Source organism: Aliagarivorans marinus DSM 23064 (assembly GCF_000429485.1).
Lineage (GTDB): Bacteria > Pseudomonadota > Gammaproteobacteria > Enterobacterales > Celerinatantimonadaceae > Aliagarivorans > Aliagarivorans marinus.
The window spans coordinates 60,328-80,915 of sequence record NZ_KE386908.1; the positions used below are offsets into that span (position 1 = coordinate 60,328).

Annotated in this window: 17 protein-coding genes; 3 read left to right on the top strand and 14 right to left on the bottom strand. The window is 56.0% G+C overall.

Annotated features, from left to right (window positions below):
• Nucleotides 1-175 precede the first annotated feature (175 nt).
• Nucleotides 176-1,006: a type 2 periplasmic-binding domain-containing protein gene (locus G461_RS0117850; protein ID WP_157360361.1), complete on the top strand. Its 831-nt coding sequence runs from the start codon at nucleotides 176-178 to the stop codon at nucleotides 1,004-1,006.
• A gap of 78 nt (nucleotides 1,007-1,084) precedes the next feature.
• On the opposite strand, the gene G461_RS0117855 is transcribed toward G461_RS0117850, so the two are convergent.
• The 4 genes from G461_RS0117855 to G461_RS25670 form a co-directional block, all read right to left on the bottom strand.
• Nucleotides 1,085-1,588 (bottom strand): porin family protein, encoded by a 504-nt coding sequence (locus tag G461_RS0117855; RefSeq protein WP_026972867.1) that lies wholly within the window; start codon nucleotides 1,586-1,588, stop codon nucleotides 1,085-1,087.
• 231 nt (nucleotides 1,589-1,819) lie between these two features.
• On the bottom strand, nucleotides 1,820-2,242 hold the full coding sequence (locus tag G461_RS0117860) for an organic hydroperoxide resistance protein (protein WP_026972868.1): 423 nt from the start codon (nucleotides 2,240-2,242) through the stop codon (nucleotides 1,820-1,822).
• Between the two features lie 178 nt (nucleotides 2,243-2,420).
• Nucleotides 2,421-2,855 carry a MarR family winged helix-turn-helix transcriptional regulator gene (locus G461_RS0117865; RefSeq protein WP_026972869.1) on the bottom strand — a complete coding sequence of 145 codons (435 nt, stop codon included), beginning with the start codon at nucleotides 2,853-2,855 and terminating at the stop codon, nucleotides 2,421-2,423.
• An 85-nt stretch (nucleotides 2,856-2,940) separates the two neighbouring features.
• Nucleotides 2,941-4,764, bottom strand: a complete 1,824-nt coding sequence (locus G461_RS25670; protein WP_051333669.1) for a peptidoglycan DD-metalloendopeptidase family protein — start codon at nucleotides 4,762-4,764, stop codon at nucleotides 2,941-2,943.
• A 245-nt stretch (nucleotides 4,765-5,009) separates the two neighbouring features.
• Between G461_RS25670 and G461_RS0117875 the strand changes: the two genes are divergently transcribed.
• On the top strand, nucleotides 5,010-5,786 hold the full coding sequence (locus G461_RS0117875; protein ID WP_035480667.1) for an AAC(3) family N-acetyltransferase: 777 nt from the start codon (nucleotides 5,010-5,012) through the stop codon (nucleotides 5,784-5,786).
• Between the two features lie 137 nt (nucleotides 5,787-5,923).
• Here the strand turns inward: G461_RS0117875 and G461_RS0117880 are convergent, their stop codons facing one another.
• From G461_RS0117880 to G461_RS0117910, 7 genes are all read right to left on the bottom strand, one after another.
• Nucleotides 5,924-6,733, bottom strand: coding sequence for a cobalamin-binding protein (locus G461_RS0117880; protein WP_051333670.1), 810 nt, complete (start codon nucleotides 6,731-6,733; stop codon nucleotides 5,924-5,926).
• Nucleotides 6,723-7,658: a cobalamin biosynthesis protein CobD/CbiB gene (locus G461_RS0117885; RefSeq protein WP_026958588.1), complete on the bottom strand. Its 936-nt coding sequence runs from the start codon at nucleotides 7,656-7,658 to the stop codon at nucleotides 6,723-6,725. The genes G461_RS0117880 and G461_RS0117885 overlap by 11 nt, the downstream gene beginning before the upstream one ends.
• 1 nt (nucleotide 7,659) lies before the next feature.
• Entirely contained in the window at nucleotides 7,660-8,358 is a 699-nt protein-coding gene (gene mtnN / locus G461_RS0117890) for a 5'-methylthioadenosine/S-adenosylhomocysteine nucleosidase (RefSeq protein WP_026972872.1), read from the bottom strand.
• 9 nt (nucleotides 8,359-8,367) lie between these two features.
• On the bottom strand, nucleotides 8,368-8,796 hold the full coding sequence (locus tag G461_RS0117895; RefSeq protein WP_026972873.1) for a GNAT family N-acetyltransferase: 429 nt from the start codon (nucleotides 8,794-8,796) through the stop codon (nucleotides 8,368-8,370).
• 196 nt (nucleotides 8,797-8,992) lie between these two features.
• Complete coding sequence (gene tyrS, locus G461_RS0117900) at nucleotides 8,993-10,270, bottom strand: tyrosine--tRNA ligase (protein WP_026972874.1); 1,278 nt, start codon at nucleotides 10,268-10,270, stop codon at nucleotides 8,993-8,995.
• 117 nt (nucleotides 10,271-10,387) lie between these two features.
• Nucleotides 10,388-10,765: a DUF2750 domain-containing protein gene (locus G461_RS0117905; protein WP_026972875.1), complete on the bottom strand. Its 378-nt coding sequence runs from the start codon at nucleotides 10,763-10,765 to the stop codon at nucleotides 10,388-10,390.
• A gap of 43 nt (nucleotides 10,766-10,808) precedes the next feature.
• Nucleotides 10,809-11,759, bottom strand: a complete 951-nt coding sequence (locus tag G461_RS0117910; protein WP_026972876.1) for a substrate-binding periplasmic protein — start codon at nucleotides 11,757-11,759, stop codon at nucleotides 10,809-10,811.
• Nucleotides 11,760-12,058: 299 nt separating this feature from the next.
• Between G461_RS0117910 and G461_RS25675 the strand changes: the two genes are divergently transcribed.
• Nucleotides 12,059-13,741 carry a glycoside hydrolase family 5 protein gene (locus tag G461_RS25675; protein ID WP_051333671.1) on the top strand — a complete coding sequence of 561 codons (1,683 nt, stop codon included), beginning with the start codon at nucleotides 12,059-12,061 and terminating at the stop codon, nucleotides 13,739-13,741.
• Between the two features lie 54 nt (nucleotides 13,742-13,795).
• Here the strand turns inward: G461_RS25675 and G461_RS0117920 are convergent, their stop codons facing one another.
• The 3 genes from G461_RS0117920 to gltB all read right to left on the bottom strand — a co-directional run bounded on the left by G461_RS0117920 (nucleotide 13,796) and on the right by gltB (nucleotide 20,501).
• The gene (locus G461_RS0117920) at nucleotides 13,796-14,431 is read right to left on the bottom strand and encodes an FMN-binding negative transcriptional regulator (RefSeq protein ID WP_026972877.1); all 636 of its coding nucleotides are present in this window, start codon (nucleotides 14,429-14,431) and stop codon (nucleotides 13,796-13,798) included.
• Nucleotides 14,432-14,624: 193 nt separating this feature from the next.
• On the bottom strand, nucleotides 14,625-16,037 hold the full coding sequence (locus G461_RS0117925; protein ID WP_026972878.1) for an FAD-dependent oxidoreductase: 1,413 nt from the start codon (nucleotides 16,035-16,037) through the stop codon (nucleotides 14,625-14,627).
• An 18-nt stretch (nucleotides 16,038-16,055) separates the two neighbouring features.
• Nucleotides 16,056-20,501: a glutamate synthase large subunit gene (gene gltB, locus G461_RS0117930; RefSeq protein WP_026972879.1), complete on the bottom strand. Its 4,446-nt coding sequence runs from the start codon at nucleotides 20,499-20,501 to the stop codon at nucleotides 16,056-16,058.
• Between the last annotated feature and the right edge of the window lie 87 nt (nucleotides 20,502-20,588).

A 20,588-nucleotide genomic window follows, 5' to 3' on the forward strand; every position in this document is an offset into this window, starting at 1 on the left:
ACATCACCGCTTCAGCTAAGCATGAAGCGGTGATCTTCCTCACCAATCTGTTAATCGTCGCCGCTGTTCGCTGGCTTACTCGCTCACTCAACTAAACTGACCAAGATAGTACGGGTTGGAGAGAGCTATGCGTTTGATTTTACGTATTAAATTGAGTGTTTTGTTATTATGCTCGATGATCTTTTCTGCATTCGCTGTCGATGTGGTCCGCTATAACCCTCCCCATTCGCAAGAAGATAAGCGCAATGATTACCCGCTAACGGTGCTCACCGCTGCCCTGGAGGCCACCGAGGAAGAGTACGGCGCTTACCGCATCGATTACGCGCCGTTTTTACTGCGTCGTGAGCGAGCGCTCAAAGAGTTGTTGCATGGCGAGATCATTAACGTCTACAGCGCTGCCAGCCAGCAGCATTGGGAGGAGACTCTACCGCCTATCTATTTCCCAATCCTTCGAGGGCTGCTCAACTATCGCTTGTTACTGATTAATCGTAAGGATGAAGCGGTGTTCGCTAACTTGAGCACTAATGAGCAGCTGATGAGCCTACGCGCTGGGCTGGGTGCCCAGTGGAGTACTACCAAAGTATTTCGCTCGCAAGGCTACGCCATCGTTACTAGCAACAACTACGATGGCTTGTTTGGCATGTTGCACTATGGGCGTTTTGACTATTTTAGTCGCGGTATTAACGAGATTTATTCGGAATTCGATGCATATCGCGGCAAGTACCCCAGTATGGCCATTGAGCAAACTAAAGCGCTACACGTGCCGCTACCGGTGTTCTTCTTCGTGGCTCCGAATGAGGTGCGCCTGCGCGAGCGGATCGAAAAAGGGCTTTGGGCACTGCAAGAAAGTGGCGAGTTTAAACAGATATTCGACCGCTTCCACGGCGATGCCATCCGTCGGGCCAATATTAAAGACAAGCTGGTGTTGCATATCGACAATCCCTTCTTAAGCGATCATCCCATCTATGAAAACCTTGCGCTTTGGGTGTCGCCAGAAGAGTATTAGTTTGGTGAGGCGATACGTAGCGCGATAGCAAGTGCTTGCTGAAAGCGAGAAGGAGCCCAAAGGCTCCTTCCTTTAACACTAGAAGCGGTAGTAAGCGCCAATAGTGAAGTAGCTAGCATCTTGTTCCACGATGGTGTATTCAGCTTCGATACTGATGTTGTCAAAGTGGTAACCGCCACCGAAGCCCACAGACAGGCCGGTGTCGCTCCATGACTCAGAACCACCATAACCAGAAAGCTTAACCTTCTCGTTTAGCAGACCAAGGCGACCTTTCAGGAACCAGTTGTTGTGGAAATCTGAGCGGTATGCGCCATAGATTGCGTAGGTGGTCATATCGTAGTCAAGGCCACTAAGGATGGTATCGCCACCACCAAACATGGCATCGGCTTCTACTGCAAAGCCATTGTTAAACTGGTAGCCACCAGTAAAACCGAAGGTGCCGTCGTTTTTAAGTTCATCGATATCGACAAGAATTGAGCCTGCTTTTAGGCCTAGGTAAGCACCTGCTTGAGTAGATGAGGCGTGGGCTGGAAGGGTGAGGGTGGCTGCCAAAAGTGCGGCCGCTGCAATGGAATGTTTCATTATTGTTTCGCTTCAGTCTATTTATTGCTATAAAACGTGCGAATAATAACCGTATATGCTGACAAATCAAGTTTAAATGGGTGTAAGCACCATTAAGGAAGTGCGTTTTAGCGCTTTGTTCTTAGGAGCTGTGGGGTTGTCGATCTAACGCCTTGCATCTTCTGGAGGGGGAGAGTGGTAAAGCGTTAGGCCTAGAAGGGGCCTGAGCCCCTCCAATGTGTATACCGGCGTTTAGATTAGGTTCAGTTTCACATCGACATTGTTACGGGTTGCGTTGGAGTAGGGGCATACCTGGTGGGCTGTCTCAACCAGTTGCTGTGCGGCTTCACCTTCCAAGCCCGGTAGTTTGATGGTCAGGCTAACGTCTATGGCGAAGCCAATGCCTTTGTCGTTCTCGCCGATACCCACTTCGGCGGTCACTTCTGGCTCGCCGCTAAAGCTGATGTTTTGCTGGGCCGCGACAAACTTTAACGCACCGATAAAGCAGGCGGAGTAACCCGCTGCGAATAGCTGCTCTGGGTTGGTGCCGTCGCCGCCCGCGCCACCAAGTTCTTTGGGGGTGCTCAGTTTTACTTGTAGGCGCTGATCGTCAGAGGCTGAGTTGCCTTCACGGCCGCCGATCGAGGTGGCTTTGGTACTGTAGATGGCTTGCATGGTGTTCTCCTGAATCTTAGCAATATAGTTATTGCGATAACTATGTGTCGATAAAAAAGCGGTCCTTGCTGACCGTTAGCTATAAAGTTATCGCGATAACTAAAGTTATGCAAGCAGATTATTGTGGTTTTTTTGTCCGATTATTCTGTCGTTGGGCTGCTGTGCTTAGGGGGAGGAACTAGCGCTGCAGATTGTGGCGCAGTTTTAACAGGGTTTCTCTAAGCTGAATCAGCTCTTGCAGCGGCATACCACAGGCCTCGGCAACGCACCCTCCTACCTTTGCAGCAGGCAGCTTAAGCGCTTTGCCCTTATCGCTGAGGAAGATGGCCAGGGCCCGTTCATCGTCGGGGCGGCGCGAGCGAATCACCACGCCGTCTTGCTCTAAGCGCTTGATAACGGGAGTGAGCGCACCGGGCTTTTGACCGAGTTGCAGGGCGATATCTTTAAGCCCTACGCCATCTTGCTGCCACAGAATCAGCATTACTAAGTACTGCGGGTAGGTCAGGCCTAAGGGCTCGAGCAGCGGCTTGTACAATTGGGTCATTGCCAAAGAGGTGGAGTATAGAGAGAAGCAAAGCTGTTGCTCCAGTTTTAGCGGGTGCTCAAGGTCCATAATACAGCGCAGTGGTCGTCGGTAGCTTTATGGTACAGCGCGCAGAGAGGGCAGGGAAGCGCCAAAATCTGAGCTTCCCGTTTTGTTAGCGCATCGCCAGTAATACACGCTTGGTGTTATTGAGCTGTTCCAGCAGCGGGGTCGAGTTCGCGCGGAAGCTCGCCAAGTCTTGTCCGGTCAGCGGCTTGGACTCTGGCAATTTCACGGTTCTGGGGTTCTTGTGTACCCCGTTGACCAAGAACTCGTAGTGCAGGTGTGGGCCGGTAACCCGACCGGTTGCGCCCACAGTGCCGATGGTTTTGCCTTGGCGTACCCGCTGGCCAGTTTTTACATGGCGTTTGTGCAGGTGCAGGTATTTAGTCACATAGGTCGCGCTGTGCTGAATAAACACGTAGTTACCATTGAACTTGTTGTAGCCCGCCTCGATAACTCGACCATCGCCCGCTGCAACCACCGGCGTGCCCACTTTGGCCGCATAGTCGATGCCATTGTGTGGGCGTACCCGGCCAGTTACTGGGTGTAAGCGTCGCGGATTGAAGTTGGAGCTGATATAGCGGAAGTTGACCGGGGCGCGCAAGAAGGCTTTGCGCATTGGCTTACCTTCTGGCCCGTAGTAGTTCTCATCGCTGTGGCGCAATGCCTGGAAGGTGTCGCCTTGGTTGGTAAACTCGGCAGCGACGATGTTGCCATAGCCGACGAACTCACCGTTGATGTATTGCTCTTCGAATAGCACCACGAAGTGGTCGCCAGATCGGATATCTTGGGCAAAATCGACGTCCCAGCCGAAGATCCCCGCCAGCGACATGATCTGCCCTTGGCTAAGACCCGCTTTGATCCCGGCATTCCAGAACGAGCTGGTGATAGTGCCCTCGGCAAAGCCATAGCGCAGCTCAACGGCTTGCTCTTCGATATCGGCAACAAAGCTGCCTTGCTGCTGGCGTTGAATACTTAAGGTGCGGCGGCTATCCAGTGGGTAGCGCAGTTCAGCCAGTTGCCGCTGATCATCAAGGTAGAACTCAACGCTGTCGCCCGGATGGATCTTGCGCAGTTGCTTGGCATCGCCACCCAAGGTGTCAATCTTATGCAGGGTGGCGGCACTTAGGCCGACTCGGGAAAACAGTAGCGCCAGGCTGTCGCCGTTCTTAACCGTTTGCACCTGCTTGCTATAGAGCTCGCGCTTGCTCGCCGGAGCCGGGGTTGAGCTTACCGCCAGCGGTAGCTGATAGCGCATCCCTTGTTGTAGCTCGTTCTCTTCGTTGAACACCATGATGACCGGCTCTTGCTCGGCCAGTAGTTGTTCGGTAGTCAGTGTTTGCTTGCTCGGCTGAGAAGAAGCGGGCTGGGCTGGCACCTGTTGGGCGACTTCAAGTGGCTGGTCTTGCGCTTCGGTTGTCGCATTTTCTGATGCTTCGGCTACCGTACTTCCTGGTGCCTCGCTAGGGGTATCCGTTGGCTTGCTGGCAAGCTGAGGCGCTTCGGCCTTTTGCTCTGCTGGCTCACTGGCTTGGGCAGTGCTTGCGCTTACTGGTTCATTACGGGTTTCTGTCGTCGCAGGTTGCACTGTGTGTTTGGCTATCGCATCTGCCACGGTTGGCGCTGGGGCCTGTGGCGCGGCTTTGGGGGCGAGCTTAACCGGGACTGAGTCAGTCACTGTGGCGGAGGAGCCGTTGCGTTGGCTAACCGCTAAGGTGCTTCCTGATGCACTTGAATTTAGGCTTGGCGGCTCGCTGCTGGCGTTGCTTGCTGCGGTCGCACTGATGGTTTCGCCAATCACCAGATCGGTACGTTGACCATCGATGCTATGGCTTGATTTTGACTTGCTGGGGATAAAGCCTGCGATGGCAACCAGCGCAAGACTGAGTACCAATAAGCGTTTATGCAAGGGCGGTAAAAGATTGATCAAGCCCATTTTGAATCCATTCCGGTTTTACAATCTGTTCAGGTGACCTAAATCGCGATTTTATCCAGCAACGGGTGCTTTGACCAGAGCCAGATAGCAGTCTAGTCCCTCAAATGAGAACTGAATAGCTTTGCAGTAGTAATTTTACGGAAATCGTGGGTTGAAACACGCTAATCCCGCTTGGTATTTGTGCTCAGCCCCTGCATCATGGAAGACATCCTTGTAGTCGTGGATCAAAAAAATCAGGATAGATTATGCATACTCGTCAAAGCTTGCTGAATGATTTGGAGCGCTCGGGGATTGTGCGCTCAGGAACGCTAATGGTACATGCCTCGATGAAAGCCATCGGCCACGTGGAAGGTGGTGCCGACACGGTACTGGATGCCTTGTGTGAGTATATGCAGCCAGGGCTGCTGCTATTGGCCTGTCACACATGGGACAAACACAATAACCCCGGCGGAGTCTTTGACCCGCGCAAAGAGCCCTCGTGTGTGGGGATCTTGGGCGAGCGTTTGCGTCAGCGCCCCCGGGCCTATCGCTCACTGCACCCCACTCATTCGGTCGTGGCGGTGGGCCAGGGCGCTGCCAGCTACATTGCCAACGACGCTCACGCTAGCACGCCATGCCCGCGCGATGGTTCGATGGGTAAGTTAGTCGATGTCGATGGGCAGATCTTGTTTTTGGGCTGCCCACTTACCAAGAACACCTTTATTCACGGGGTGGAGGAGTGGAATAACATTCCCAAGCGGCTCACCGCCGAGCCAGAAGCGATGACCGTGAAGGTCGATGACGCGCTGATCCCACGCAAGATGCACCGCCATGAAGCGGCGTGTGGCGATATCTCTCTGAACTACGACAAACTGGAACCGGCATTTATCGAGCTGGGCGCAGCCCACTACTGCGATATTGGCGATGCGCGCTCGGTGGTGGCATCGGCCTCGCGGATGATGGAAGTTACCAGCCGCTTTTTGGCCATCAATCCTGACTTTCTGGCGGATAAGTTACCGGTGCCGGGGATTTGGTATCGCTAGCGAGAGCCGTTCAGCGAGTCATCTGTTAGCGTTTTCACTAACCCACTATAAAGTGGCACGCTTATTTCATATACAACAATGAAGCGATGGCTTCACTCTTCTATGCTCTCGCCCATCTGGTAACAGGTGGGCTTTTTTTATCGATATGCATCGGTCATTTCGCATAGCTGCTCGATACCATCGAGGGTGCGTGGGGTGAGCCGGTGTAGCCGGTCTACCTCTAGCTCAAGCAGCGCCCCGTCTTGTACGGCGCGCATTTGCGGCCACTGATTCCAGCCCGCATCTGGTCCCGCCAGCAAGATAAGCTGCGGATCGGCCGCGACCACCGTTTCCACATCGACCAAGGGGTAGGCCGCTTTGGCGTCGCTAAGAATATTTTCCAGCGCGCACAGTTTTAGCCCTTCGTTGATCCAAGAACTGGCAGAGATGCTCATCAGCGGTTGGTCGCTCAGCTGATAAAACACGCTTATGGGCTTGCGCGAGGTGGCCTGCCGCTTGAGGTCGGCAAAGCGCTGCTCCAGATCGCTGGCCAGTGCATCGCCTTGCTCGCTTACACCTAGCGCTTGAGAGAGCGCGCGCAGGTTATCGGGCAGTGCATACAAGTCCTTGGCTTCGCTCAGGTAGGTGGCGATCCCAAAGCTGGCTAGCTGTTCGGCCAAGTTGAGTTGTACTCCTTGCGGCCAAATCAGCACTAAATCCGGCTCAAACGCGAGTATTGCTTCAAGGTTGATGTATTGGGCATTACCCAAGCGGGGAAGGGCCTTTGCCGCTTCCGGGTGGTCGCTGTATTCGACAGCGGCGACCAGCTTGTCACCTGCTCCCAGGGCGTATACCTGTTCGGTGAGGTGAGGGGCTAGGGCGATAACGCGTTGCACTGGAGGATTGGCGGCAAACACTGTTTGGCTGAGCAACAGCGTCAGCAGCAGGTAGTAACATCTAGAGAGCATGACGAAGTAGATAGACCGGAACGATGATGAGACTAAATAGCAGTGAGGCCAGGCGTAGCTGGGTGATCAGGTTCTGCATCTGCGGCACGCTGGGGTAGCACTTGGTTGGGCCAAAATAGGCCTGCTCGATGCGCTGCCCTTGGTAATGACGAGGGCCGCCCAGCTCCAGCTTGAGGTTGTTGGCCGTGACGCTAAGCAAGCTGCCACTGCCGCTAAACGGCCAGCGAAAGCCTTGTTTAACCGCCTGCAGGTTGCTACGAAAATCCCCTTGGCTGGCCAGCACTAGCGCCAGTAGCTTAAACGGCAGCCAGCTCAGCAGCTTGTAGCCGCGGCTAAGGGCTGCACCAAATTGGCGGTACTCGCTTTGCTTGGGGTTCCAGCTCAGGTGCAGTTGATAGACCATCACATACAGCACACACATCTCGATGCCTGCCAAGGCATACCAGAACACCGGGGCGAACCATTGCGCTGCCAAGCGTAGCAGCAACATCTCGATACCGGCTTTGGCCACGCCAACCGAGGTGAGGCTTTGGCATTCGCGCAGTAGCCAAGGCTTGAGGGCGATACGGGCTTGCTGGTGTTGCTCCAGTTGCAGGGCGGTCAGCTGGAAGCTGTTCATTGGCCCTTGCCAATTGAGCAGTAACACCAGCAGCAGGGCGTCAAAGGGGCTAGAGAGCGGGTTGATGCTGTTAAACAGCGCCAAGCCTAAACAACAGGGGATAATCAGCACCAACGCGGCGAGTAAACCCGCGATGCGTTGTTGATGGGGGCCATTGTTGGCGCGATTGACCTTGGCAGCCAAGCGCCTGCCCAGCCAGGGCAGAAACCCGCCCACGCCATGAATGGCAAAGCCGGGAATCAACACAATGGCAAAGATTGCCAGCCATGGCAGGCTCAGGCTAATCCATTGCAGCCCCTGTTGCATATTAGCTGTCGAAGCGCTTCAGCATTGCCAGTACCAAGGCGGTGGAGTGCTTGGCGGCGGTTTCCAGGAAGGCATCGAAGGAAACGGGTGATTCAGTGCCTGCAATGTCAGACAGCGAGCGGATCACCACAAACGGCACATTCGCCAAGTGACAAACTTGGGCAATCGCGGCCCCCTCCATCTCAACGGCGGCCATGGTCGGGAAGTCGGCCCGGGCTTTAGCTACGCGCTCTGGTGCAGCCATAAAGATATCGCCGGTGCAGATAAGACCGCTGATAATCTTGTGGCCGCTTTGTTCGGCGGCGGCTTGCTTGGCCACATCCACCAGTTTGCCATCGGCGATATAGGCGGCGGGGTTACCCGGCAACTGGCCCATCTCGTAGTTAAAGGCGGTGAGATCCACATCGTGATAGCGAACCTCGCTGGAGATCACCACGTCGCCCACCTTTAGGCTCGGGTCGAAGCCACCGGCAGAACCGGTGTTGATCACGCGGCTTGGCTGGTAGCGCTCGATCAGTACTGTGGTCGCAATCGCTGCTGCTACCTTGCCGATGCCTGAGCGGGTTAATACAACTCGGTGACCTTCGATGGTGCCGCTGTAAAACTCACATCCGGCCAACTTATAGGTTTCGCAGTCTTGAATTAGCTCGCGCAGTGCAACAACTTCTTGCTCCATTGCGCCGATAATCGCTGTAGTCATAGTTTTCTCTTATAACTCACGTACATACACGTGTTGGTCTTTTCTTAGTTTAAAGCCAATGTGCTCATAAAATCCGTTGGCCTGCTCACGTTCAACGTCACAACGTACTCGAAGATGGGCAACACCACGGCTACGAGCCCAGTGCTTACAATGTTTTACCAGAGCTCGGCCGATACCTTGCTCTTGAGTCTCGCCGTCTACCACCACGCCGCTGATTTCTGCGAAGGGCAGTGAACCGAGGCGCAGCGCCACGAATACGTGCACCCAGCCAATCACTTGATCCTGCTCGTCCAGATAGACAAAGGCCTGATGGGCGGGGTTTTCCAGAATCGCGTTGATGTTCGGTTTGACGGTTTGTGCGGTAGGTTTATAACCAAGTTGGGTTGCCAGCTCGGCAACACGGGTAGCGTCTTGTTCTTGAATTGGGCGAATTTGCATAGTCTTTCTTCATCCTTTTATTATCTTGCCGACTATCGCACGCCGTTGCGGCGCAATTATGACAATTGGGTAAATAGCCCTTGTGTCACCAGTGTATGTCGACAGCAATCGCGGAGCAAGGAAAGACGAGGGCACCCTTATGTGAGTGCCCACTATTACTCAGTAACAACTGTTGGTTGGTTTGTCTAAGCGGCGATTAGCCCCATTTTACCAAGCTAAACAGTTTCTTACCGCGCTTGATGATGCTGTACTTACCGTACAGGGCATCGTCTTTGCTGAAGTTGGCCATAGGGTCAGTGACCTTCTCACCGTTCACTTGCACTGCACCGTTACCGATGAACTCGCGCGCCATCTTGTTAGATTTGGCCAGCTCAGTGGTGGTTAGCAGCTCAACCAGGCTCATTTCAGCTTGCTCAACGCTCACGCTTGGCAGGCCGTCTTGGGCCAGCTGGGCCAGGTCGCTTTCGCTTAGCTGGCTCAGGTCGCCAGAGAACAGCGCCTGAGTAATGCGCTCGGCAGCTTGCAGGCCTTCTTCGCCATGTACCAAACGGGTTACTTCGCGGGCCAGAATGCTTTGCGCTTCTGGACGGCCTTGGCGCTCGGCGTCGGCTTTGCGTACTGCTTCAATCTCATCTTGCGCCATAAAGGTGAAGAAGCTCATAAAGCGATACACATCGGCATCGGCGGTGTTAATCCAGAACTGGTAGAAGGCGTATTGCGAGGTCTTGCGTGGGTCTAGCCATACTGCGCCGCCTTCGGTTTTACCGAACTTGGTGCCGTCTGACTTGGTGATCAGCGGTACGGTCAGGCCAAAGGTGCGCGCTTGGTTGGTGCGGCGTGACAGGTCGATACCACCGACGATGTTACCCCATTGGTCAGAGCCACCCACTTGCAGGGTACAGTCGTAACGCTTGTTCAGCTCGGCGAAGTCCATACCTTGCAGCAGGGCGTAAGAGAACTCGGTGAACGAGATGCCCGAGCCTTCGCGGTTCAGACGTTGCTGTACCGACTCTTTGTTGATCATGGCATTCACTGAGAAGTGCTTACCCACGTCACGCAGAAAATCCAGCGCACTCATCTCGCCGGTCCAGTCCAAGTTATTGGCGACGATGGCGGCATTCTCGCCGCAGTCGAAGTCGATAAACTGGCTAACTTGGCCTTTGATTTTGTCTACCCATCCGGCAACCACGTCGGGGGTGTTGAGCTGGCGCTCAGCGGCTTTAAAGCTTGGGTCGCCGATAAGGCCGGTGGCGCCGCCTACTAGGGCGATAGGCTTGTGGCCGGCCATTTGGAAACGCTTAAGTACCAAAAGTGGTACCAAGTGGCCCAAGTGTAGGCTGTCGGCGGTTGGATCGAAGCCACAATACAAGGTGCGATAACCGCTTGAAAGGTGCTCCGCCAACTCCTCATCGGCCGTGCATTGAGCGATCAGGCCCCTTGCCTTCAAATCTTCGATTAACGCATTCGTAGTCATGACTTTTCCTGTTTGATTTACAACATTCGCCCCTGCGTGGGACTCAATAAATAAGCCGCAAATCATACACTGAGTTGCGGCTTAAAAAAATACTCGCGGCGGCTGCGGCCAACAAACTTAGCCGATTTTACCGGTGCTCAGCTCTTCGGCCAGTTGGCCCGGGCTGACGATGGTGCCTTCACCCGCCATTGACGGGGCGACAGCCACATCGAAGCCATCATTGCTCATGCCCGGCGCCCACTTCTCGACAAACATCTCCACAGGAATGCTCAGCGGGGCAAAGCTTGGGTGATCTTGCTCGGCCCAGGCCTTGGCAAGCTGCTCATTTGCGAACACCAACAACACCTTTTCTTTCTCGGTATCGACGATTAGGCAGCCTTGCTCATCGCTAAGGGTCCAAAGCGCACCCGCTTTACGGGCCTGTTCGATTAGCTGCTCGTAGCGTTGCTTGGCGGTCAGGCGTGCATAGCCTGCCAACATCTCGGTATCACTCATAGTTTTCGCTTAGTTTGAAATTTGCCGCGCAGTATAGCACGGGCTAATCACTTTCCTGATTGACGTGTCGGTCTAGGCGGGTGCTAGGGTCGCTGTCGAGATGGCCCGACAGAGTAAGTAGCTGCTCGTCACTCACATCTCCATTGGTGCGTTGGGCATTCAGCAGCAAGGTGCAATGGGTCAGCAAGTCCGGTAAGTCAGGATACTGCAGGTGGGTGAGCATGCCATCTTCCTCGCTATGCTCAATCATGATCTGCTGCAGGCGGCCATCGAGGCACATCTCACGAAACGAGCGGTTGTAGTCGGCGATCAAGCGTTGTTGGCGAACCGGGCGTTCGCTGTTTTTCGGGATCAACGGCCCCACCGGTTGCCCACCAAAGCCGGGGTGCAGCACCTTGTAAGCGGGGCGGTCGTCGCGCGGTAAGGTGTCATAAACATCGAGGAAGGTGTCGAGCGGACTGTAGATAACATCGATGCGGCCTTTTAGCAGCATCTTAATGCTCAGCACCTGAGTGTTTTGATACTTGATGCTGGAGAACAGCGGTACGTACTCTTCGCGAATTCTATCGGGAAGGCTGTTGATAGCCGGGCTGCCAAAGCGCAGACCTCGCAGTGATTCAGGCTCTGAGTTCGGGATACCGGTGTTGGTGGTAATCAGGTGATTCTGGGCAATATAGCCAGAGAGCAACGCCGGAGGGTAGTGCATGTTCTGGGTGTTTTCCGGGGTAAGCCAGGCGGCGGCCACCATATCGATAAGCTCCGCCTCGGTGCTTTTTAGGCAGCGCTTCCATGGCAGGACGTACGTCTCCACTTTATAGCCGGCGTTGACGAAGATGGATTCGGCAAGGTGTAGGTAGAAGCCCTTGTCTTTGAGGTAGTCGCCGGTAGAGCGTCCCCACTCCAAGTGACAGATCTTCACCACATCCCAGTCATCACGGTGCTCGGCCATCGAGCCAAATGAGAGCAGTAGTGATAACAGTAAGAGAAGGCGCATCGCGTATTACCTGCTTCTAAACCGGTGAGCGTGCTATCGATTCACTCCCACTAACGATGGTTAGAGCAGCACACAACCGAAAACACAGCATCTAATCACTTTAGCACAGCCAGCTATTGACCAAAGGAAGCCTTAGGGTTGCTTTCGCTTTCACCCACTTGCGGCATAGCTCACCGTTCTAAACTCTTTTTAAAACAGATAGATAGTTTTTCGATAGCATCACGTTTTTTTGTCGGAAAGGTCTGGTGTACTGGGCGTTGTTGTTCTGTTCAATGCACAAGGAAAGCAGGAGTGGTGTGATGCGACTGATTTGGCAAGGATTATTCGGATTAAGTGCGGTGTTGTTGGTCTCCGCCTGTGGCAGCTCCGGTGGGGCACTGGAACAGCCTGATGAATCGCTTCCGCCCTTGGATGTGCCGGTTTACCGCGCCTTTGATGAGTATGACCATAGCCAGCGCCTGCGGGTTGATGGAGCGCTGATCGTCGATGGCGCCGGGCAAGAGCACACCTTACGGGGCGTCGCCTTTGGTAACGAGATTTGGTCCAACCCCAATGCGCCTACTCAGCACCATGACGAACGCGACTACCTGCGCCTCAAAGCAATGGGGCTGAATAGCATCCGTTTCTACCTTAACTACCAACTGTTTGAACGAGACAGCCAGCCATATGTCTATCGTCAGGCGGGCTGGGATTGGCTGGATAAAAACCTTGAGTGGGCGGAGAAACATGGCATCTATCTGGTGCTAAACATGCACGCCCCGCAAGGGGGCTATCAGTCCAACGGTGCTGGAGATGCGTTGTGGGAAGAGCGCAGCAACCAACAGCGATTAACCCGCCTTTGGCAAGCAATCGCGATGCGCTATCGAGGGCACCCGAACATTGTCGCCTTTGATCTGCTCAACGAGCCACGACCCACGCGCAGCAATAGCCAGTGGCAGCAGTTAGCCAATGAAATCGTCGCGGCTATCCGCGAGGTCAACCCCGAGCATATTGTTTCGGTGGAACGGATCTTGGGAACTCAGATCAGCTGGGAAGTGGATGAGCAGCAAAACTTCTTCCGACTCGAGGACCCTAACATTCTCTATCAGTACCACTTTTATGAGCCGATGGCGTTGACCCATCAGCAAGCTGATTGGCTGGTTGGCTATAGCGCCGCTCGCGAATATCCTGATCCCTACCGCTATGAGATTGTTGGCAACTCCCGCTGGATCGGGGGAACGTTTTGTAATCCAACACTGGCTCAAGACCACAGCGAATGGCAGCAGATGGAAGGGGAGATTTGGTGGGCAAACGATCCAGAGGTCGAGGTGCTTTATCCGGTGTTAGCGGCTAAGGCCGTGAGCGGTTACGTTGAGTTTGCCGATGCGGTGGTACTGGAATATGCCCCCGGCTCCAGCCGGGGTAATGTGCTGATGGAGGTGGACCTTAGCAACCAAGAGAACTGGTACTTTTGGAGTCAGAATGGCAGCGGTAGCGGCCGGGTGTATCAAGAGTCGGGGCTCGAGGTGCGCCGAGCCGAGGGAACCACTGCTGGTGCCGACTGGACCAGCCGTTCTCAGCTGATTGTGCCCAAGCCGGGCTATGGCTATCAGATTTCTGGCTTGATGCGAGGCCAAGGGCTAGCTGGGTCTACGAGTCGCTTGCGACTAGATTTTCTAGGGGACGTCGATAAGGTATTAGCTTGGGATCGCCCCTTGTTGGAAGCGAAGATCGACTTGATTGAGTCCTGGGCCCGCGCCCAAGGTGTGCCGCTGTATCTGGGGGAGTTCGGTTGCATCCGCCACTGCTTCGAGGACGATCAAGGCGGCGAGCGCTGGGTGGAGGATATGCTCGATATTCTGGAGCAGCGCGGCACCCACTTTAACTACCATGCCTACCACGAGTACAGCTTTGGTATCTACCACAACGGTGAGGGCCTACCCTCGGGTGATTCGGTGAATCAGGCCTTGGTTGATTTGTTCAGCAATCGCTTCATGGACTAGCGAGCAAGAGCAAAGCTGAGTGTTGCCGCTCAGCTTTGCTCCACTTTTCTATAACTACTTCGGGCTACTTTTCTTGACTAAGTCAGCTACGTGCATTGCGCGATCATCACCGGACTTTTTCAGCCCCTCGATAACGCCAGCAATGTTCTCTGGCGGTTGATTTTGGCTAAGCTTCCATTGCCCCTCTATCTGTTCTACCTCGATTTCAACCCCGACTATCGCGTTCAGTAGCTTGTCGATATAGCTGTCTGGGGCATCGTTCACCGACCAGGGCTTGGCTTTCTTCGACTCGTGCTCTTGGGTTAAGCCATCGACCAGCTTAAGCAGCCAAGATTTGTCGTGTTTGAAGGTCAAGCTACCTTTTACATGCACCGCCACATAGTTCCAGGTAGGCACCGCCTTCCCGTGCATCGCCTTGCTTGGGTAGTGGTTGGGCGAGATGTAACAGTTGGGACCGTGGAATATGCTAAGGACTTGCGAAGACTCCCCTGCGGTTTTCCATAGCGGGTTCGCCTTGGCGATATGCCCTTTAAGCAGCAGTTTATCTGGTTGTTGCTCGAGCAGCATAGGGAGGTGCATCGCATCGGGACCGACTGGTGACTGGGTTACCAGAGTGGCAAAGGGATGACTGCGAACAAGCGTCAGCAGCGCTTCGATATCGTCTTGCTGAAAGTGCTTCGGAATGTACACCGGCGCTCCTTTTTGGAGTTAATAACCTGAATGGCTTCAAGCATAACTCGTCGCTCCCCTGTTGTGCAGAGCCTAGATTGCGCGATAGCGCAGGTGTCTTATCAATAGCGCTTGGCGTTTGATGCGAATGAACAACAGACCGGCAACTTTGAACTTGGTATGTAAGCTGCGGCGTAGGGAAAGAAGGGGGCTACTAGACCCCCAAATAATCCATCATCCCCTCAGCAGCCGTGCGTCCCTCATAGATGGCGGTAACCACCAAGTCAGAGCCGCGCACCGCATCGCCGCCAGCGAAGATCTTGGGGTTGGAGGTTTGGAAGGCGAACTCACTTTGCTCAGGCGCGACCACACGTTGCCACTGGTCCAGTGCAACCCCATGGGCGGCCAGCCAAGGCTGTTCGGCGGCCTGAAAGCCGAAGGCTTGGATCACCGCATCGCACTCCAGCACATACTCGCTACCAGGCACCGGCTCGGGGCGTCTGCGGCCTCGCTCATCGGGCTCACCCAGTTGGGTTTTCACCAGCTTCACGCCGCAGGCCTGCCCTTGGGCGTTCACCACTACATCGAGCGGTTGGACATTCCACAGGAACTCGACGCCCTCTTCTTGGGCGTTATAGACCTCGCGGGCGGAGCCGGGCATGTTGTCTTGGTCGCGTCGGTAGGCGCAGGTGACCGAGCTGGCACCTTGGCGTACCGAAGTGCGCACGCAGTCCATGGCGGTGTCGCCACCGCCGAGCACCACCACCCGTTTGCCCTGCATGGAGATGGGGGCCGGAGGGTTGGCGAAGTCCTGCACGTAGTAGGTATTGGCAATCAAAAACGGTAGGGCATCGACTACACCGTCGGCATCGCCGTGCTCAAAATTGCCGCTGATATAACGATAGGTGCCGTGAGCGAGGAACACCGCATCGTAGTCACTAAGTAGCTGCTCGAAGGCCACGTCGCTGCCCACCTCGCAGTTGAGTCTAAACTTGATGCCCATGCCCTCGAAGATCTCCCGGCGTTTTTGCATTACCGATTTTTCCAGCTTGAAGGCGGGGATACCAAAGGTGAGTAGCCCGCCTATTTGCGGATAGCGGTCAAACACTGTGGCCTTCACGCCGTTGCGCGCTAGGATATCCGCACAGGCCAGTCCGGCCGGTCCGGCGCCAACGATGGCGACGGTCTTATCGCTTTGCTCCACGGCGCTAAGATCGGGCTTCCAGCCCATCTCAAAGGCCTTGTCGGTGATGAACTTTTCGATATTGCCAATGGTTACCGCGCCAAACTGGTCGTTCAGGGTGCAGGCGCCTTCGCATAATCGGTCCTGCGGGCAGACCCGGCCACACACCTCGGGCAGGCTGTTAGTTTCGTGGCACAGCTCTACCGCCTCTAAGATCCGCCCCTCGTTGGCTAGCTTCAGCCAGTTGGGAATGTAGTTGTGTACCGGACACTTCCACTGGCAGTAGGGATTGCCGCAGTCTAAGCAGCGGTCCGCCTGTTGCTCCGCTTGGGTGGCCGAAAAGGGCTGATAGATTTCGATAAACTCGCTGCGGCGTCGGGCGATGGACTTCTTGCTCGGGTCCACCCGCTGCACGTCTACAAACTGGAAGACATTCTTACTCATAGTGACCTCCTTGCGCCCTTATTGGGCATGCACCCGCAGCTCGGCGGCAGAATTACGTTTATGCCCTAGCAGCGAGCTAAGCTCGGCAGACTTGGGCTTAATCAGATGGAAGTGGCCAACCTGACTCTCGAAGTCGTTAAGCAGCTCCTGAGCGCGCGAGCTGCCGGTAGCATCGAGGTGATCGTTAATCAGGCCGCGCAGGTGTTCTTGATGGATCGGCAGCTCGGTGACGCTCAGCAGCTCAACCATCTCGCCATTGCAGCGTTGGGCAAATTGGCCGTCTTGGTCATAGACATAGGCGAAGCCGCCGGTCATGCCTGCGGCAAAGTTGATCCCGGTCTGGCCCAATACGGTCACGATTCCACCAGTCATGTACTCGCAGCCGTTATCGCCAATCCCTTCCACCACTGCGATGGCCCCAGAGTTGCGCACCGCAAAGCGCTCGCCCGCCTTGCCCGAGGCAAACAGCTTGCCGCCGGTGGCGCCATACAGGCAGGTGTTGCCAATAATGCTGGCTTCGTGGGCGGCAAAGGCGACCCCAAGGTGGGGTTTGATCACCAGCTTGCCGCCGGTCATGCCCTTGCCGACGTAGTCGTTGGCATCGCCGGTGAGCTCCATCTCCACCCCGCCGACATTCCATACCCCAAAGCTTTGCCCGGCAGTGCCGTTGAACTTCAAGGTCAGTGGGGTGGCGGCAAGCCCTTGGTTGCCATAACGCTGGGCGATTTCGCCGCTCAGCAGCGCGCCGACGCTGCGATCGGTGTTGCGAATACCAAAGCTTAGGCTGGCGGCTTTACCTAGTAGCGGTTCGGCCGCTTGCCACAGCTGTAGGTTTAACTCGCCCTTGTCGAAAGGCGCATTGGTCTGCTGGTTAAACTGCGGGTGGGGGCTGTCTTGGCGAACCAACAGTTCGCCCAGCTGCAGTTTTTGCTGTTTGGCAGTGATGCCGGGCAGCAGCTCCAGTAGATCGGTGCGGCCTATCAGCTGAGTCAGCTCGGCCACGCCGAGGCTGGCCATCAGCTCGCGTACCTCGCGCACCAGTAGCCGGAAGTAGTTCATGACTGCCTCCGCTTGGCCGAGGAAGTACTTGCTGCGCAGGGTCTCGTCTTGGGTGGCTACGCCGGTGGCGCAGTTGTTGAGATGGCAGATCCGCAGGTATTTGCAGCCCATCACCACCATTGGCCCGGTGCCAAAGCCAAAGCTCTCGGCGCCAAGGATGGCGGCTTTGACTACATCCAGCCCGCTTTTCAGCCCGCCGTCGACTTGCAGCCTCACCTTATGGCGCAGGCCGTTATCGACCAGCGCTTGGTGGGTCTCGACCAGCCCAAGCTCCCAAGGGCTACCGGCATATTTAACCGAGGTAAGCGGGCTTGCGCCAGTGCCGCCGTCGTAACCGGAGATGGTAATCAAGTCGGCATAGGCCTTGGCCACCCCGGTGGCAATGGTGCCCACCCCGGGCTCGGAGACCAGCTTGACCGAGACCAGCACCTGCGGGTTGATCTGCTTGATGTCGAAGATCAGCTGGGCCAAATCCTCAATCGAGTAGATATCGTGGTGCGGTGGTGGCGATATCAGGGTGACCCCGGGCACTGAATAACGCAGCTTGGCGATCTCAACGCTGACCTTATGACCGGGCAGCTGGCCGCCTTCACCGGGCTTGGCCCCTTGCGCCATCTTGATCTGCACCACCTCGGCATTGCGCAGGTAGTGGGCGGTGACGCCAAAGCGGCCCGAGGCGATCTGCTTGATCTTGGAGTTGCGCTCGCTGTTAAAGCGACTGGGATCCTCGCCCCCTTCGCCGGAGTTACTCTGGCCGCCCAAGCGGTTCATGGCGACTGCCAAGGTTTCGTGGGCTTCTTTGCCCAGCGCGCCAATCGACATGGCGGCGGTATCGAAGCGGCGGAAGAACTGTTGTTCATCTTCTACTTGCTCGATAGGGAGTGGCTGCTCGGCGCTCTTGAGCGCTAGCATATCGCGCAGGCTGGAGATAGGGCGCTGATTGACCGCATCGGCAAAGCGCTGGTAGGTGGCATAGTCGCCGCTCTGGCTGGCTTGTTGTAGTAGCTGCACCACATCCGGATTGTAAGCGTGGTATTCCCCGCCGTGTTGGTACTTCAGCAGGCCGCCTGGTTCGAGGGGGCGACGCTTGATCCAGGCGCGGGTCGCCAGGTTGTGTTGGTCGGCCTGCAGGTCGTTAAAGCCGGCACCTTCGATACGTGAGGTGATGCCGGTAAAACAGCGCTCGACCACCTTGGAAGAGAGCCCCACCGCCTCAAACAGCTGGCTACAGCGGTAGCTGGCAATGGTGGAGATCCCCATCTTCGACATGATCTTAAGCAGGCCCTTACCAATGCCCTTGAGGTAGTTGCTTTGTACCTCGCGAACGCCCAGTGGGATTTTGCCGTCAGCGACCATGGCATTGAGGCTTTGCAGCGCCAGATAGGGGTAGATGGCGGTAGCGCCAAGGCCGAGTAACACCGCGAAGTGGTGCGGATCGCGCGCCGAGCCAGTTTCGACAATGATATTGCTGTCGCAGCGTAGCTGCTGTTCCACCAAGCGCTGTTGGATCGCCCCGACCGCCATCGCCGCGGGGATCGGCAGATGATCCGCTTGTAGGCTGCGATCGCTCAGCACTAATAGCACCGTGCCTGCGCGCACCGCCTCCAAGGCTTGCTCACACAGCTGCTCTAGGGCGACCTCTAAGCCTCGCGATTCTGGGTAGTTCAACTCCAAGCGTTGGTGCTGGTAGTGTTTGGCATTGAGCTCCAGTAGCTGGCTAAAGTCGCTGGGGCTTAAGATGGGCGATTCAAAGCCACAGCGGTTGGCGTGGCCGGTAGTCTCTCTAAAGACGTTTTGCTCGCGGCCAATCAAGGTGGCCAGCGACATCACATGGCGCTCACGCAGTGGGTCGATGGGCGGGTTGGTAACCTGAGCAAAGCACTGGCGGAAGTAGTCGTAGAGCGAGCGGCTGCGTGAGCTGAGCACCGCCATCGGCGCATCATCGCCCATCGAGCCAGTGGCCTCCTGGCCTTGCTCGCCCAGTACTCGGACGACCTGCTCCAACTCTTCGCGGCTATAGCCGAACATCTTTTGCTGCACCAATAGCTCTGCGGCGTCCATCGGTGCGTCTTGGATCTGCTCGTCACTGAGTTGGTCGGCTGGGGTCAGGCGGCTGCAGTTGTTATGTAGCCATTCACGATAGGGGTGGCGGCACTTGAGCTGCTGATCAATCTCGAACGACGACCATAGGGTATGTTCTTGGGTGTCGATCACCAGCAGCTCGCCCGGGCCAACCCGACCCTTCTCCAGCACTTCGTCAGGCTGGTAGTCCCAGATGCCGATCTCCGAGGCAAGAGTGATAAAGCCTTCGCTGGTGCGCACGTAGCGGGCCGGGCGCAGGCCGTTGCGATCCAGTCCGCAGGCGGCATAGCGGCCGTTACACATCACGATCCCGGCTGGGCCATCCCAGGGCTCCATATGCATGGAGTTAAAATCGTAGAAGGCGCGCAGGTCTTCATCCATATTCGGGTGATTTTGCCAGGCGGGCGGGATCAGTAAACGGAAGGCGCGGAACAGGTCCATGCCGCCGGCCAGAAACAAATCCAGCATATTGTCTAAGGAGGAGGAATCGGAGCCGCTTTCGTTAACAAAGGGGGCGGCATCTTGCAGATCTGGCAGTAGTGGCGAGGCGAACTTATAGCCACGAGCCTTGGCCCACTGGCGGTTGCCGGCAATGGTGTTGATCTCGCCATTGTGGGCCAGCAGGCGAAACGGCTGAGCCAGCTCCCAGCGCGGTGAGGTGTTGGTCGAAAAGCGCTGGTGGAACAGGCATGCGGTGCTGGCCAGGCGGATATCGGCTAGATCGGGATAGAACAGCGGCAGGTCGGCGGGCATACACAGCCCTTTATACACCACCGTTTGCGCCGAGAGTGAGGCGATATAGCAGGCTAGCTTGTCGAGTTTTTTCTCCACTCGGCGGCGCGCCATATACAGACGGCGCTCCAAGTCGTCGCCGCTCCAGCCTGCTGGTGCGTTGATCAGCACCTGTTCAATCTGTGGCAGGGTTTGCCGGGCCAGCTCACCGAGGATATCGGCTTCTACCGGTACTTCTCGCCAGGCCACCACATCCAGCGCTTCTTGTTCCAGTTGCTGGTTGATCAGCTGGCGGGCGGCCTGAGCGCTGACCGGATCGGTGGGCAGAAAACACACCCCCACCGCGTAGCAGGGGGCGAGTTGCCAGCCATGTTGCTCGGCCAGCATCTGGAAAAAGCCATCGGGCTTGGCCATTAGCAGGCCGCAGCCGTCGCCGGTTTTACCGTCGGCGGAGATGCCGCCGCGATGCTGCATCCGTTGCAGGCCCTGGATGGCGGTGCGCACCAGTTTATGGCTGGGCTTGCCTTCGACATTGGCGATCAGCCCAAAGCCGCAGTTATCTTTGACCAGTTGAGGATCATAGATTGCCATGGTTCTCCTCCTTGATTGGCGCGGATATCTCAGCTTATTCCTTTATTTTCAATGAGATATTCTTACAGTGCGATTCAGTGTCCGTTA

Excerpts from the sequence above, each read along its gene's own strand:
- mtnN (WP_026972872.1), bottom strand. The coding sequence starts at position 8,358 with ATGACTACAGCGATTATCGGCGCAATGGAGCAAGAAGTTGTTGCACTG.
- G461_RS0117925 (WP_026972878.1), bottom strand. The coding sequence starts at position 16,037 with ATGAGTAAGAATGTCTTCCAGTTTGTAGACGTGCAGCGGGTGGACCCG.
- G461_RS0117905 (WP_026972875.1), bottom strand. The coding sequence starts at position 10,765 with ATGAGTGATACCGAGATGTTGGCAGGCTATGCACGCCTGACCGCCAAG.
- G461_RS0117895 (WP_026972873.1), bottom strand. The coding sequence starts at position 8,796 with ATGCAAATTCGCCCAATTCAAGAACAAGACGCTACCCGTGTTGCCGAG.
- G461_RS25670 (WP_051333669.1), bottom strand. The coding sequence starts at position 4,764 with ATGGGCTTGATCAATCTTTTACCGCCCTTGCATAAACGCTTATTGGTA.
- gltB (WP_026972879.1), bottom strand. The coding sequence starts at position 20,501 with ATGGCAATCTATGATCCTCAACTGGTCAAAGATAACTGCGGCTTTGGG.
- G461_RS0117850 (WP_157360361.1), top strand. The coding sequence starts at position 176 with ATGATCTTTTCTGCATTCGCTGTCGATGTGGTCCGCTATAACCCTCCC.
- G461_RS0117860 (WP_026972868.1), bottom strand. The coding sequence starts at position 2,242 with ATGCAAGCCATCTACAGTACCAAAGCCACCTCGATCGGCGGCCGTGAA.
- G461_RS0117880 (WP_051333670.1), bottom strand. The coding sequence starts at position 6,733 with ATGCTCTCTAGATGTTACTACCTGCTGCTGACGCTGTTGCTCAGCCAA.
- G461_RS0117910 (WP_026972876.1), bottom strand. The coding sequence starts at position 11,759 with ATGCGCCTTCTCTTACTGTTATCACTACTGCTCTCATTTGGCTCGATG.
- G461_RS0117875 (WP_035480667.1), top strand. The coding sequence starts at position 5,010 with ATGCATACTCGTCAAAGCTTGCTGAATGATTTGGAGCGCTCGGGGATT.
- G461_RS0117855 (WP_026972867.1), bottom strand. The coding sequence starts at position 1,588 with ATGAAACATTCCATTGCAGCGGCCGCACTTTTGGCAGCCACCCTCACC.
- G461_RS0117865 (WP_026972869.1), bottom strand. The coding sequence starts at position 2,855 with ATGGACCTTGAGCACCCGCTAAAACTGGAGCAACAGCTTTGCTTCTCT.
- tyrS (WP_026972874.1), bottom strand. The coding sequence starts at position 10,270 with ATGACTACGAATGCGTTAATCGAAGATTTGAAGGCAAGGGGCCTGATC.
- G461_RS0117885 (WP_026958588.1), bottom strand. The coding sequence starts at position 7,658 with ATGCAACAGGGGCTGCAATGGATTAGCCTGAGCCTGCCATGGCTGGCA.
- G461_RS25675 (WP_051333671.1), top strand. The coding sequence starts at position 12,059 with ATGCGACTGATTTGGCAAGGATTATTCGGATTAAGTGCGGTGTTGTTG.